The sequence below is a fragment of the Micromonospora sp. NPDC051924 genome (assembly GCF_055586005.1).
The window spans coordinates 61,460-74,786 of sequence record NZ_JBVJJA010000006.1; the positions used below are offsets into that span (position 1 = coordinate 61,460).

Annotated in this window: 12 protein-coding genes; 6 read left to right on the forward strand and 6 right to left on the reverse strand. The window is 75.1% G+C overall.

Annotation, left to right across the window (positions count from 1 at the left end; translation table 11 throughout):
• The first annotated feature begins 1 nt into the window (after position 1).
• Positions 2 to 1,054, forward strand: a complete 1,053-nt coding sequence (locus tag ACZ6S5_RS06465; RefSeq protein WP_465998381.1) for an ROK family protein — start codon at positions 2 to 4, stop codon at positions 1,052 to 1,054.
• A gap of 37 nt (positions 1,055 to 1,091) precedes the next feature.
• Here ACZ6S5_RS06465 and ACZ6S5_RS06470 read toward each other — a convergent pair whose 3' ends face one another.
• Together ACZ6S5_RS06470 and ACZ6S5_RS06475 are read right to left on the reverse strand one after the other, a co-directional pair.
• Complete coding sequence (locus ACZ6S5_RS06470; protein ID WP_465998383.1) at positions 1,092 to 2,336, reverse strand: ATP-binding protein; 1,245 nt, start codon at positions 2,334 to 2,336, stop codon at positions 1,092 to 1,094.
• A gap of 37 nt (positions 2,337 to 2,373) precedes the next feature.
• The gene (locus ACZ6S5_RS06475) at positions 2,374 to 3,561 is read right to left on the reverse strand and encodes a tetratricopeptide repeat protein (protein ID WP_465998385.1); all 1,188 of its coding nucleotides are present in this window, start codon (positions 3,559 to 3,561) and stop codon (positions 2,374 to 2,376) included.
• 188 nt (positions 3,562 to 3,749) lie between these two features.
• Between ACZ6S5_RS06475 and ACZ6S5_RS06480 the strand changes: the two genes are divergently transcribed.
• A complete protein-coding gene (locus ACZ6S5_RS06480) occupies positions 3,750 to 4,844 on the forward strand; it encodes a D-alanine--D-alanine ligase family protein (RefSeq protein ID WP_465998387.1) in 1,095 nt (364 codons plus the stop codon).
• A 121-nt stretch (positions 4,845 to 4,965) separates the two neighbouring features.
• Here the strand turns inward: ACZ6S5_RS06480 and ACZ6S5_RS06485 are convergent, their stop codons facing one another.
• Together ACZ6S5_RS06485 and ACZ6S5_RS06490 are read right to left on the reverse strand one after the other, a co-directional pair.
• Positions 4,966 to 5,634: a DUF3515 family protein gene (locus tag ACZ6S5_RS06485; protein WP_465998389.1), complete on the reverse strand. Its 669-nt coding sequence runs from the start codon at positions 5,632 to 5,634 to the stop codon at positions 4,966 to 4,968.
• Complete coding sequence (locus ACZ6S5_RS06490) at positions 5,635 to 5,868, reverse strand: Lrp/AsnC ligand binding domain-containing protein (RefSeq protein WP_073832485.1); 234 nt, start codon at positions 5,866 to 5,868, stop codon at positions 5,635 to 5,637.
• A 162-nt stretch (positions 5,869 to 6,030) separates the two neighbouring features.
• Here ACZ6S5_RS06490 and ACZ6S5_RS06495 point away from each other — a divergent pair, with 162 nt between their 5' ends.
• A complete protein-coding gene (locus tag ACZ6S5_RS06495; RefSeq protein ID WP_465998391.1) occupies positions 6,031 to 6,978 on the forward strand; it encodes a thiamine-phosphate kinase in 948 nt (315 codons plus the stop codon).
• Positions 6,979 to 7,041: 63 nt separating this feature from the next.
• Positions 7,042 to 7,509 carry a GNAT family N-acetyltransferase gene (locus tag ACZ6S5_RS06500; RefSeq protein WP_465998393.1) on the forward strand — a complete coding sequence of 156 codons (468 nt, stop codon included), beginning with the start codon at positions 7,042 to 7,044 and terminating at the stop codon, positions 7,507 to 7,509.
• A gap of 36 nt (positions 7,510 to 7,545) precedes the next feature.
• On the opposite strand, the gene ACZ6S5_RS06505 is transcribed toward ACZ6S5_RS06500, so the two are convergent.
• Positions 7,546 to 8,805, reverse strand: a complete 1,260-nt coding sequence (locus ACZ6S5_RS06505) for an ATP-grasp domain-containing protein (RefSeq protein WP_465998395.1) — start codon at positions 8,803 to 8,805, stop codon at positions 7,546 to 7,548.
• A 187-nt stretch (positions 8,806 to 8,992) separates the two neighbouring features.
• The gene (rpmB, locus tag ACZ6S5_RS06510; protein WP_073832489.1) at positions 8,993 to 9,184 is read right to left on the reverse strand and encodes a 50S ribosomal protein L28; all 192 of its coding nucleotides are present in this window, start codon (positions 9,182 to 9,184) and stop codon (positions 8,993 to 8,995) included.
• A gap of 272 nt (positions 9,185 to 9,456) precedes the next feature.
• Here rpmB and ACZ6S5_RS06515 point away from each other — a divergent pair, with 272 nt between their 5' ends.
• A complete protein-coding gene (locus ACZ6S5_RS06515) occupies positions 9,457 to 11,073 on the forward strand; it encodes a DAK2 domain-containing protein (RefSeq protein ID WP_465998397.1) in 1,617 nt (538 codons plus the stop codon).
• A complete protein-coding gene (gene recG, locus ACZ6S5_RS06520) occupies positions 11,070 to 13,271 on the forward strand; it encodes an ATP-dependent DNA helicase RecG (protein WP_465998399.1) in 2,202 nt (733 codons plus the stop codon). The genes ACZ6S5_RS06515 and recG overlap by 4 nt, the downstream gene beginning before the upstream one ends.
• Positions 13,272 to 13,327: the final 56 nt, after the last annotated feature.

Here is a 13,327-nt window from a genome sequence, read left to right on the forward strand (position 1 = left end):
CGTGGGCAGCACGGGTGTGCCGGTGGTGGTGGGGCTGGACAACGGTGGGAACAGCAACAACGCCACTGTCCTGACGGTGGACGGCCGGTTCCTGGTGGACGGGCTGGTGGAGATTCCGAGCGAGGTGCGGGCCGGCCCGGAGGCGGCGATCGAGGCCCTGGCCCGGGCGTTCGACGGGGTGCTGGCGCTGACCGGGGTGCCCCGGGAGTTGGTCCGCGCGGTCGGGCTGGACACCCCCGGTCCGGCCAGCGCCACCGGAGTCATCTCCTCGCGCGGCTCCACCAACTTCTCCCAGCCCGCCTGGCACGGGTACGACGTCCGGGGCGCGCTGGAACGGCGGCTGGGACTGCCGGTGGTCTACGCCAACGACGGCAACGCCGCCGCCCTCTACGCGCACCACGTCCACTTCGGAGCCGACGCCATGCGCCGGTCCTCGGTCGCCGCCATCGTCGGCACCGGGCTCGGCGGGGGCGTGGTGGAGGCCGGCCGGGTGGTCGGCGGCGCGGCCGGGATGGCCGGGGAGTTCGGGCACGTGCACATCCCGCTGGACGGGCTGCTCGGGCCGGACCAGCCGGTACCCACCTGCGCCTGCGGCTTCAGCGGGGACGCGGAGAGCGTCGCCTCGCTGACCGGGATCGAGCGGAACCTGCTGCCGTACTGGCTGGCCCGGTTCCCGGGGCACCCGCTGGCGGCGGAGCAGCCGCGCCGGGCGGCCAAGCTGGTCCGCGGCTACGGCGAGCGGGGCGACACACTGGCCCGGCAGGTCTTCGCCCAGCAGGCGGCGGCCCTGGGACGGCTCTTCACGATCGCGGCGAACTTCACCGACCCGCACGCGTACTTCGTCGGGGGTGGGGTGGTGGAGGCGGCGCCCGAGTTCCGCGACTGGTTCCTGGCCACCGTGCGGGAGCACACCGTGCTCCGGGCCGAGCAGGCCGCGGTGGCCACCTTCGCCCTCGTGCCCGACCGGGACATGGCCGGCGCGCGCGGGGTGGCCATCGCGGCGTTGGAGGCCGTGCAGGCGGGCTCGGCCACCGGTCCGCTGGTCGCCGGCTGAACCCGGCCGGGCAGGTCCCGCCACCGGCCGCCCGGCCTCACAGCAGCCGGCGCCGCTTCAGGTACCCGACCAGGTCGTCGTAGACGCCGCCCTCGTTGGCGAACATGGCCACGTTGCGGGCGGTCGACAGCCACGGCCGGGTCGACGGGCGGACCTCCTTCAGCGCCCGCTCCAGGTCCCGCTGCTCGATCATCCGGACCTCGCCGGTGCGTACCGAGTCGGCCATCGCGAACTCGGCCGCGGTCTCGCAGAGGTGGGCCAGGTCGGCGCCGGAGAAGTCCTCGGTCGCGGCGACCACCCGGCGCAGGTCGATGTTGGCGATCGGGCGCTCGCGCAGGTGGTACGCCAGGATCGCGGCCCTGGCCTCGGCGTCCGGCGGCAGCACCAGCACCATCCGGTCCAGCCGTCCCGGCCGGCGCAGTGCCGGGTCGACGTCCCACGGGGTGTTCGTCGCGGCCAGCACGAAGACGCCCTCGTTGTCGCCCTCCATGCCGTCCAGCTCGGCCAGCAGCTGGTTGCCCACGGTCCGCATCGAACTCGACGAGACCTGCGAGCGCTTGTGGCCCAGGGCGTCGATCTCGTCGAGGAAGAGCACGCAGGGGGCGTTCCGCCGGGCCGCCTGGAACAGCTCGTGCAGGTTCCGCTCGGAGTTGCCCAGCCACATGTCCAGCACATCCACGATGGACAGCGAGAGGAACTTCGCCCCCATCTCGCCGGCCACCGCCCGGGCCAGGAAGGTCTTGCCGCAGCCGGGCGGGCCGTAGAGCATCAGCCCGCCGCGCAGGCTCTTGCCGTACATCCGGCGCAGCTCCGGGTTGCGCAGCGGACCCAGGAAGGCCAGCTCCAGGCGCTCCTTCACCGCCGACATGCCGCCCACGTCGGTCAGCCGGACCGAGGAGGACTCCACGTCGTACACCCGGTCGGCCTCGCCGCGGACCGGTTCCGGCTCGTCGCCGGCCGGGGCGAAGCGCGGCGGCACCACGTCCGCCAGCTCCTGGGCGTACGCGGCGAGCGGGTCGTCGCCGGGCGGCCCGTGCGGCGCCGGCCGCTGCGCCGGGGGCGGGGACGGCTCCGGTACAGGGCCGCCGAGGGCCCGCTGCATCAGGGCCTGGGCCTGCGCGTTGCCCGGGTCCCGGGCGAGCGCCTGCCCGACGTGCGCGATGGCCTCCGCACCTCGGCCGCCGTCGAGCAGCAGCCCGGCCAGGTGCAGCCGCAGCGGCAGGTCGTCCGGGCGGGCGTCGAGGGCGGCGCTCAGGCTGTCGATGAGGGGATCGGCGCTCATAGCACGAGCAGCGTAGTGCGCCGCCGCTGCGCTCGGCTCACCCTCCGCCCGCCGGCGCCGCGCGGCCACCTCCCGTACGGAGCCGGGCCCAGCCCCGGTGCAGGCCGAGCGCGGCCCGGTACCCGGACCGCACCAGCACGATCCGTGCCCGCCGGAGCAGCAGGTGCACCAGCCGCACGACGAGGGTGACGCCGACGACCAGCAGCCCGAGCAGCCGCAGCTCGTCGGCGAGGGTGTCCGGCGCCGGCCGGTACGCGTCCATGGCCATCGCCACCACGGCGGCCACCACCGCCACCGGCCACAGGGCCACCCCGGACCGTTGCCATTCGGCGCGCAACCGCCACCGGACCGCCCGTGGCTGGCTGCGCCAGGCCCGTCGGCACAGCAGGCCGAAGCCGGCCAGGACGGCCACCGCCGAGGCGAGGGCGACCGGTCGCCACCGCGATCCGAGCAGACCCGTGGCGGCCGAGAAGAACGCGAAGTGGAGCAGGGTGGCGACGGCGAGCGCGTCGAAGAGACGCCACAGCACCGCCCGGGCGCCGCCGCCGTGCGCCGTCCCGGTCAGCCGGTCGTCCGGGGCGACGGCGAGCGCGGCGCTGAATCCCCGGGCGGCGTTGCCCACCCGCTCCAGGCTCAGGTCGGTCAGGGCCAGGTTGTGCAGGGCCGCCCGGTTCTCCGGGTCCCGCTCCAGCGCGCGCCGGCAGGCGCGCCGGGCGGCGGCGAGCTCTCCGGTCCGCAGGCACACCTGGGCGTCCACCACGTGCGCGTCCGCCTCCTCGGGGGCCAGCCGCAGCACCGCGTCGGTAGCGAGCCGCGCCGCCACCGCCCACCACACACCCGGGCGCTGCACCAGCGCCTCGGCCAGCGTCGCGTGGGTCCGCCACTCGCCGGGCGCGGCGGCGACGGCGGCCCGTGCGGCGCGTACGGCCGCCCGGGGGCGTCCGAGCCCGCTCAACGCCCGGCTGCGCAGGCGCAGCGCCCACTCGTGGTCCGGGGCGACGGCCAGCGCCCGCTCGGTGGCCGCCAGCGTCCCGGCCGGATCTCCGGCCAGCTGATGGCATCTCGCCAGCAGGCAGAGCGCCTCGACGTCGTGCGGGTGGGCCCGCAGCACGCCGGTCAGCGTGGCGAAGGCGTCCTGCCAACGCCCGACGTCCAGCAGTGCCTGCGCCCGCTCGACGCCCCGGTCCCTGGTGTCCGTGCTCCACCTCCCGCTCTGCGGGGCCACCCTAGTCAGGGCCGACGACCACCGCTGGGCAGTTACTCCCCGTATATGGCTCGTTGACCGGTTGCGCGTCGATGCCCATGTCCCCGGGTATCGGCTGCCGGTGCTCGCCACGCACAGTAAGGTCAACCGGGTGAGCGCCACGGGCGAGCACGGCCGGCCGCAGTCGCGAACGAAGAGGTGACCTACCAGTGACCACCCCAGGCAAGACCCGTGTGGCGATCGTCTTCGGTGGCCGCAGCCCCGAGCACGGCATCTCCTGCGTCAGCGCCGGCAGTGTGCTGGGCGCCCTGGACCCGGACGAGTTCGAGGTGGTGCCGGTCGGGATCACCCGGCAGGGCCAGTGGGTGCTGGCCAGCGGCGACCCCGGCCTGCTCGCCATCCAGGACCGCAAGCTCCCGGAGATCACCTCCGGTTCCGGCGCCGAGCTGGTGCTGCGCGCCGACCCGGCGGCGGGCGGCCTCATGGTGCTCGACCCGGCGCAGGGTCCCCGGGCCCTCGCCGACGTGGACGTGGTCTTCCCCGTGCTGCACGGCGCGTACGGCGAGGACGGCACCATCCAGGGGATGCTGGAGATGGCCGACATCCCGTACGTCGGGGCGAACGTCTTCGCCTCCGCGGCGGCCATGGACAAGGAGTTCACCAAGAAGCTCTGCGCCGCCGAGGGCATCCCGGTCGGCCCGTATGTGGTGCTGCGCAACGGGATGACGATGACCGAGGAGGACAAGGAGCGCCTCGGCCTGCCGGTCTTCGTGAAGCCGTCCCGGGCCGGTTCCTCCTTCGGCATCACCAAGGTCGACGACTGGTCCCAGCTCGACGCGGCGGTGGCCACCGCCCGCGAGATCGACACCAAGGTGCTCGTCGAGGGCGCGATCGTCGGCCGCGAGATCGAGTGCGGTGTGCTGGAGGGCGAGGCCGGCGGCGCGCCCGAGGCGTCCGTGCTGGCCGAGGTGCGGGTGATCTCCGGCCACGACTGGTACGACTTCGAGGCCAAGTACATCGACGACGCGTGCGAGTACGACATCCCGGCGAACCTGCCGGAGCGGGTGACCCGACAGGTGCAGGAGTACGCCGACCGCGCGTTCACCGCGCTGGACTGCTCCGGCCTGGCCCGGGTCGACTTCTTCGTCACCCCGGAGCTGGACGTCTACCTCAACGAGATCAACACCATGCCCGGTATGACGCCCACGTCGATGTTTCCCCGGATGTGGACCGCCAGCGGCCTGGAGTATCCGAAGCTGGTCAACCGCCTCATCCGCACCGCCCTCCGGCGCGCCGGCCGCTGACCGCCTCGCCCCGCGCCCGCCCGCGCCGCACAAGATTCGCCCTGATTCACGGAAAGAGTGGCCTCCCGAGCGGGAATGGCCACTCTTTCCGTGAATCAGTGCCCGGCGGGGGCGACGGAGGTCAGACGGAGCAGCCCGCGGGGGCGGTCTTGGCCGACGGGACGGCCGAGACGATGGCGTCGGAGATCGGGGTGACCCACTGGAGGGGCTGCGCGTACTCCTTGGGCACCCGGACCTGGATCGGGATCTCCCGATCGACGGCGGTCAGCACGGTCGCGTCGGCCTCCTGCGTCGGGTGCCAGCAGACCTTGTTGACCGACCACACCTCGTCGGTGTCGGGGAAGCAGCCCTCGGGCAGACGGCCGCCGGCGGTGGGCGATGGGCACGGCTTGACCGGCGCCTTCGCCCCGCAGGTCACGGTCAGCGCCGGATCGCCGTACGCGGCGTTCTGCTCGGCGCCGGCGGTGACCGCTCGCTGCTTCAGGTCCCGCACGCTGTCGGGGAGCTGGGAGACCAGGGCGCGGCACACCACGGCGGGCCGTTCCGCCAGGGCCGGCGCGGGCATCTCGACCGGGGTGGTCGACTGCGGTCGGGACGCGCTGGCCGAGGCGCTGGGCGCGGCGGCCGGCTCCTGCGGGGCGAGCTTGACGAAGGTGAAACCGGCGACCGCCACGGTGACCGGCACCGCGATCAGGGTCGCCCAGAGCGCGGCGCCGCGGGTCGACCGGTCGCGCCGCGGCCCGGCAGGGCGCGACTCGTCGGGAGCGGGGGAGGGAGTGATCTCGTCCACTTACAGCCGTACCACCGAACACGTGAGGGTGCGGGTGATGCCGGGCACCATCTGCACCTTGCTGACGATGAGTTTGCCGAGCTCGTCGACGGTGTTCGCCTCGGTGAGGACGACCACGTCGTACGGCCCGGTGACGGCGTCGACCCGTACCACGCCGGCAAGGTCCGAGATCTGCCCGGCCACGTCACGCGCCCGGCCGACCTCGGTCTGGATGAGGATGTACGCCTGTACCACGACTCGACCTCCGTCCGTCGCCGCCTCGGCGGCCCGATGGGTGAAACTACCTTACGGAGCTGGCCTGATCCCTATCGGTGGTCGGCTGGACGCGGTGAGCGAGCGCACGCCGGGTCGTGGTGGCGAAACCGCGGTGACGAACGAGCGCGACGAGGGGACGGGATGACGGTCGCGGGTGTGGGGGAGTTCGGGCTGATCGACCGGGTGACCGCCCGGTTGACGTACGGGGAGAGCGTCCTGCTCGGCCCCGGTGACGACGCGGCGGTGGTCGCCGCGCCGGACCGGCGGGTGGTCGCCTCCACCGACGTGCTGGTCGAGGGGCGGCACTTCCGACGGGACTGGTCCGGGGCGCGGGACGTGGGCCACCGGGCGGCGGCGGCCAACCTGGCCGACATCGCGGCCATGGGCGCCACCCCCACCGCCCTGCTGGTCGCCCTCTGTATGCCGGCGGAGTTGGACACCGCCTGGGCCGAGGAGCTGGCCGACGGGCTCGGTGCCGAGGCGGCCCTGGTCGGCGCGAGTGTGGTCGGCGGCGACATGTCGGCCAGCCCGACGCTGACCATCGCGGTGACCGCCCTGGGCGACCTGGATGGCCGGCCGCCGGTGGTCCGCTCCGGGGCCCGCCCCGGGGACGTGGTGGCGCTCGCCGGGCGGACCGGCTGGGCGGCGGCCGGCTACACCGTGCTGTCCCGGGGCTTCCGGACGCCCCGGCTGCTGGTCGAGGCGTTCCGCCGCCCCGAGGTGCCGTATCCGGCCGGCCCCGAGGCGGCCCGGGCCGGCGCCACCGCCATGATCGACGTGTCCGACGGCCTGCTGGCCGACCTGGGGCACGTGGCGAGGGCCAGCGGGGTGGCGATCGACGTGACCCGGGACGCGTTCGAGGTGCCCCGGCAGATGCGCGACGCGGCGCAGGCGCTCGGCGTCGACCCGTACTCCTGGATCCTGGGTGGGGGCGACGACCACGCCCTGGCGGCGACCTTCCCGGCGGCCGCGACGCTGCCGTCCGGGTGGCGGCCGGTCGGGCGGGTGACCGAGGGCGCCGGGGTGACCGTGGACGGCGCGAAGTACACGGGTCCCGCCGGCTGGGACCACTTCCGCCGGGCGGAGTGATCTGGGCCCGACCCGGGCGGGAGGCACCCGGGCGGGCCCGGAACCGGTCGTACCCTTCATGCCGTGAGTGAGATCGAGATCCAGGCGCGGCACTTCGCCGCGCCCGAGTCGCAGGCGTTGGTCCGGGCGGCCCTGGCCGATCTGGGCGAGCGGTACGGCGGCAGCGGCGACGACACCCCGGTCGACCCGGCGCAGTTCGAGCTTCCCGACGGCGCGTTCCTGGTCGCCTACCTCGACGGCCAGCCCGTGGGCTGCGGCGGCTGGCGCAGCCACGGCGACGACGGCGAGACCGCCGAGCTGAAGCGGATGTACACCGCGCCGGTCGCCCGCGGGCGGGGCGTCGCCCGCACGGTGCTGGCGGCGGTGGAGGAGTCGGCGCGCGAGCAGGGCCGCAAGCGGATCATCCTGGAGTGCGGCGACCGGCAGCCTGAGGCGATCAAGATGTACACCTCGGCCGGCTACGAGCGGATCCCGAACTTCGGCTTCTACAAGGACGCCCCGGGCTGCCTCTCGTTCGGCCGCACCCTCTGACGTCCGACCCGCCGGCGGCCGTCCGGCCGGGGCGGATCAGGCGACGGTGAACCGGATCTGGTCGGCGGCCTTGCGGGCCACGCTCTCCGCCTCGGCCGGATCGCCGCCCCAGGCCAGCACGTGGCCGCTGCGGTGCGCCGAGGAGATCACCGCCGGCGTGGTGGCACCGACCGCCACGTCGACCCGTACGTCGAGCACACCCGGCACCCGCAGCGCGGCCCGTCGCCCGTCCACCGCGGTCACCCGGCCGGGCGGGGCGACCAGGAACTCGACCGCCGCGGCACCGGTTGGCCGGGCCGGCGGCGCCGGCGGGCGCTCGCCGCGCAGCACCATCAGGTACGCCGTGATGACGTCCCACTCGTAGGCGATCGAGATCAGCGCGGTGATCATGTCGCCGGGCATCCGGCCGGCGCACTCCACCAGCGTCGGCACCCCGTCGGCGAGGATCCACTCGCTGTGCAGCATCCCGCTGCGGAAGCCGGCCGCCGCCGCGAGCCGTACGGCCGCCTCGCGCAGCGCCCGGCGCGTCGGCTCCGGCAGCGCGGACGGCACGGTGTGCCCGGACTCGACGGGATACCGGCCACCGACGATCCGCTTGTCCGTGACGTTGGCGAAGATCGTCTCGCCGTCGGCGACCAGCAGCTCGACGCTGTGCTCCGAGCCGGCCAGCAGCTGCTCGACGAGCACCTCGGTGGGCAGGCCGCGCTCGGTGGCCTCGTCCGGCTCGGGCGGGGCGGCGCTGGCCGCCCACCCCGAGGCGATCTCCGCCGGGTCGCCGACCAGCTGCACGCCGAGGCTGCCGGAGCGGCGGGTGGGCTTGAGCACACATCGGCCGCCGTTCCGGCGGGCGAACTCCTCGGCCCGGGCCGGGTCGTCGACCAGCTCGTACGCCGGGTTGGCCAGCCCGGCGTCGTCGGCCAGCAGCCGCATCCGGTGCTTGTCGGCGAAGATGTCCGCCGCCGCCACCCCGGCGCCGGGCAGGCCGAGCCGCTCGGCCAGCCGGGCGGTGGCGCCCACCGCGTACTCCAGGCCGGGCATGACCAGCCGGGCGGTGGACAGTCCGGGCTCCCGGGCGAGGAGGGCGTCGACGTCGAGGCCGGTCTGGTATCGGGCCGGGACCAGCCGGGAGACCAGCGGCAGCCTGGCGCAGAACCGCTCCAGGCCGCGGCGGCGGATCACGTCGGGCTCCTCGACGAGGACGACGCTGCCTGCCGGAAGACGGTCGTTGAACCAGCGCAGCGAGCCGAACGACGCGCCGACCACCACCATCTCGTCGCGACCCAGGTCCAGGTCCACCGGTCGTTCTCCCCACGCGCCGTCGGCGCCGAACCGGACGGCCGGCGCAGCACGACCCTAACCGCGCCGCGCACCACCGGTCGTCGGGCGGTCGGCCACCCGACGGCTCCGGCTTTCGGACACGACAGAAGCCGGCGGACCGATCGGGTCCGCCGGCAACCGACGAATGCTGAGTGGCGTTACCGCGTCAGGCGCGGGTGACCTTGCCGGCCTTGATGCACGAGGTGCAGACCTGCATCTTCTTGGTGGTGCCGCCACCGGCCGGGGTACGCACCGACTGGATGTTCGGGTTCCAGCGGCGGTTGGTCCGCCGGTGCGAGTGGGACACGTTGTGGCCGAAGCCCGGCCCCTTGCCACAGACGTCGCACACGCTAGCCACGGGATACTCCTGGGTTTGAAACGTTCATGAGGTCGCCGCCAGGCGCTGCCCGGGCAACCTGGCCAGGTTACCCGATGACATGCCGGTACGCCCAACCGGCCCCGGACGGCGGCTCCAAGCCGCCGCGCGGCGTCGGACGGGCCGAGCGGATGGGAACCCGGCCAGCGTACCGGCCGGAGAGGGCGCGCCGCCGCCCACCCGGGACCTCGGACACGCCGACGCGGGCCGGGCGACCCCGGCGTGTGTCGGTGCGCGCCAGTAGGCTTCCGGACGTGCTGGACACCCTCGACGCCGCCGCGGTGCGCCGCTGGTGCGCGAGCGGGCTGGCCGTCCTGCAACGGCACCAGGGCGAGATCGACGACCTCAACGTCTACCCGGTCCCGGACGGGGACACCGGCACCAACCTGGTGCTCACCCTCACCTCCGCCCACCAGGCCCTCGCCATGGACCTGGGCACCCTCCCCGACGACGGGCACACCCCGCACGGGCACGCGCTGCGGCTGATGGCGCGGGGCGCCCTGCTCGGGGCGCGGGGCAACTCCGGGGTGATCCTGTCGCAGATCCTGCGCGGCTTCGCCGACGCGCTCGCCGGTGCCCCGGCCGTCCGGGGCCGGCAGCTCGCCACCGCGCTGGCCGGCGCGGCCACCGCCGCGTACGCCGCGGTCGCCCACCCGGTCGAGGGCACCCTGCTCACCGTGGCCGCCGCCGCGGCCCGCGCCGCCGAGCAGGCGGACAGCGACGACCTGCGGGCGGTGGCCCGGGCCGCCGCGGGCGGGGCGGCGCGCGCCCTGGCGCGTACCCCCGAGCAGTTGCCGGCGCTGGCCCGGGCCGGCGTGGTCGACGCCGGCGGGCGCGGCCTCTGCCTGCTGCTGGACGCGCTGGTCGAGGTGGTCACCGGGGAGAGCCCCCGGCCGGCGGCCGAGCCGGCGCCCGCCACCCGGCCACCCGCCACCGCGGTCCGGGAGACCGGCTCCGCCGCGTACGCCTACGAGGTGCAGTACCTGCTCGACGCCACCGACGCGGCGGTGGCCCGGCTGCGCGGCGAGCTGGACGCGCTCGGCGACTCGCTGGTGATCGTCGGCGACGGCAGCACCGGCCAGGCCACCTGGAACGTGCACGTGCACGTGAACGACGTCGGCGCGGCGATCGAGGCCGGCGTGGCGGCCGGTCGGCCGCACCGGATCACGGTGACCCGGTTCGCCGACCAGGCGGCCGCGCCCGCAGCCGCCCCGCTCCCGGACGGCCGGGCCGCCGTGGTGGTGGCCACCGGCGCCGGCATCGCCGAGCTGTTCGCCGCCGAGGGCGCCACCGTGGTGCCGGCCAACCCGTCCACCGGCGAGCTGCTCGACGCGATCCGCGCCACCGGGGCGGCCCGGGTGGTGGTGCTGCCCAACGACCCCAACACCCAGTCGGTGGCCAGCGCCGCCGCCAGGGAGGCACACGGGCTCGGCGTCAAGGTGAGCGTGGTGCCCACCCGGTCACCCGTGCAGGCCCTCGCCGCCCTGGCCGTCCGCGACCCGAAACGGCGCTTCGAGGACGACGTCATCGCGATGGCGGAGGCGGCCGGCGCCTGCCGGTACGCCGAGGTCTGCCACGCCAGCAGGGAGGCGCTCACCGTGGCCGGGCCGTGCCGGCCGGGCGACGTGCTGGCCCTGGTCGAGGGGGAGGTGCACCTGATCGGCGCCGACCTGCTCGACACCTGCACCGCCGTCGTCGACCGGATGCTCGGCGGTGGCGGCGAGCTGGTCACCCTGCTCTGCGGGGCGGACGCCCCGGAGGGGCTGGCCGACCGGGTGCGCGAGCACGTCGAACGCTCCTGGCCGTTCGTCGAGGTGCAGGCGTACGAGGGCGGCCAGCCGCACTATCCGCTCCTGCTGGGGGTCGAATGACGAGCGAGCCGACCACGGTGGACACGCCGCTGAAGAAGCTGGTCGGGGAGCGCACCGCCAAGGCGCTGGCGAGCCACCTCGACCTGCACACCGCCGGCGACCTGATCTACCACTTCCCGCGCCGCTACGACGAGCGCGGCGAGCACACCGACATCCGCTCGCTGGACGTGGGGGAGCAGGTCACCGTGCTGGCCCAGGTGCAGCGCACCGCGGTCCGGCCGATGCGCCAGCGGCGCGGCAACCTGCTGGAGGTGACCGTCGGCGACGGCTCCGGCGGCCTGCTCACCCTCACCTTCTTCGGCAACCAGACCTGGCGGGAGCGCGACCTGCGGCCCGGCCGGTGGGGGCTGTTCGCCGGCAAGGTCACCGAGTTCCGGGGCAAGCGGCAGCTCAACGGCCCGGAATATGTGCTGCTCGGCGAGGGCGGCGACGGCGAGGCGGCGGCCAACGAGGAGGTCGAGGAGTTCGCCGGGGCGCTGATCCCGGTCTACCCGGCCGCGGCGGCGGTGCCGACCTGGGTGATCGCCCGCTGCGTCCGGGTGGTGCTGGACACCTTCACCCCGCCGGAGGACCCGCTGCCGGCCACCGTCCGGGCCAGCCGCAACCTGGCCGACATCGGCGCCGCGCTGCACGAGATCCACCGACCGTCCAGCAAGGAGGCGCTCTACCGGGCCCGGCGCCGGCTCAAGTGGGACGAGGCGTTCGCCGTGCAGCTCACCCTGGTGCAGCGCAAGCACCGGGCCGCCGACTGGCCGGCGAAGGCCCGGCCGCCGCGCGAGGGGGCAATGCTCGCCGCGTTCGACGCCCGGCTGCCGTACGAGCTGACCCCCGGCCAGCAGACCGTGGGCCGGGAGATCGCCGCCGACCTGGCCACCGCGCACCCGATGCACCGGCTGCTCCAGGGCGAGGTGGGTTCCGGAAAGACGGTGGTGGCGTTGCGCGCCATGCTCCAGGTGGTCGACGCCGGTGGGCAGGCGGCCCTGCTCGCCCCCACCGAGGTGCTCGCCGCCCAGCACTACCGGGGCATCCTCGAACTGCTCGGCCCCCTCGCCCAGGCCGGCGAGCTGGGCGCGGCCGACGACGCCACCCGGGTGGAGCTGGTCACCGGCTCGCTCGGCGCGGCGGCCCGGCGGCGGGCCCTCGCGGAGGTCGCCGAGGGCCGGGCGGGCATCGTGCTCGGCACCCACGCCCTGCTCTACGAGGGGGTCGACTTCCGCGACCTGGGCCTGGTGGTCGTCGACGAGCAGCACCGCTTCGGCGTGGAGCAGCGGGACGCGCTGCGTGCCAAGGCCGAGCAGCCGCCGCATGTGCTGGTGATGACCGCCACCCCGATCCCCCGCACGGTCGCCATGACCGTCTACGGCGACCTGGAGATCTCCACCCTGTCCCAGCTGCCGCAGGGCCGGTCGCCGATCGCCTCGCACGTGGTGCCGGCCGCCGAGAAGCCGGCCTTTCTCGACCGGGCCTGGCGCCGGCTGCGCGAGGAGGTCGCCGCCGGCCACCAGGCGTACGTGGTGTGCCCGCGCATCGGCGAAGGCCCAGCTTCGGAGGAGGAACCGCCCCGCGAGGACGACACCGGCCGGCGGCCGCCGCTCGCGGTGACCGAGGTGGCGCCGCTGCTCGCCGAGGGGCCGCTGCACGGGCTGCGGATCGGGGTGCTGCACGGGCGGTTGCCGGCCGACGAGAAGGACGCGGTGATGCGCTCCTTCGCCGCCGGTGACCTGGACGTGCTGGTGGCCACCACGGTGGTCGAGGTGGGCGTCAACGTGCCCAACGCCACCGTGATGATCGTGCTGGACGCCGACCGGTTCGGCGTCTCCCAGCTGCACCAGCTGCGTGGGCGCGTGGGCCGGGGCTCGGCCGCCGGCCTCTGCCTGCTGGTCAGCGAGGCGGCGGAGGGCTCGTCCGCCCGGGAGCGCCTCGACGCGGTGGCCTCCACCACGGACGGCTTCAAGCTCGCCGAGCTCGACCTGGAGCAGCGCCGGGAGGGTGACGTGCTGGGCGCGACCCAGTCCGGGCGCCGCTCGCACCTGCGGCTGCTGTCGCTGCTGCGGGACACCGACCTGATCCGGGACGCCCGGGCCGAGGCGATCACCCTGGTCGAGGAGGACCCGGAGCTGACCCGGCACCCGGCCCTGGCCGCCTCGGTCGCCGCCCTGGTCGACGAGGAACGCGCGGAGTACCTCGAAAAGGGCTGACGCCCTTGCCGGCGCGATGATCGACCCGGTCTGCCGCAGGTCGTGCCGTCACGCCG

Coding starts and splice junctions, on each gene's coding strand:
- ACZ6S5_RS06470 (WP_465998383.1), bottom strand. CDS start 2,336: ATGAGCGCCGATCCCCTCATCGACAGCCTGAGCGCCGCCCTCGACGCC.
- ACZ6S5_RS06495 (WP_465998391.1), top strand. CDS start 6,031: ATGACGGTCGCGGGTGTGGGGGAGTTCGGGCTGATCGACCGGGTGACC.
- recG (WP_465998399.1), top strand. CDS start 11,070: ATGACGAGCGAGCCGACCACGGTGGACACGCCGCTGAAGAAGCTGGTC.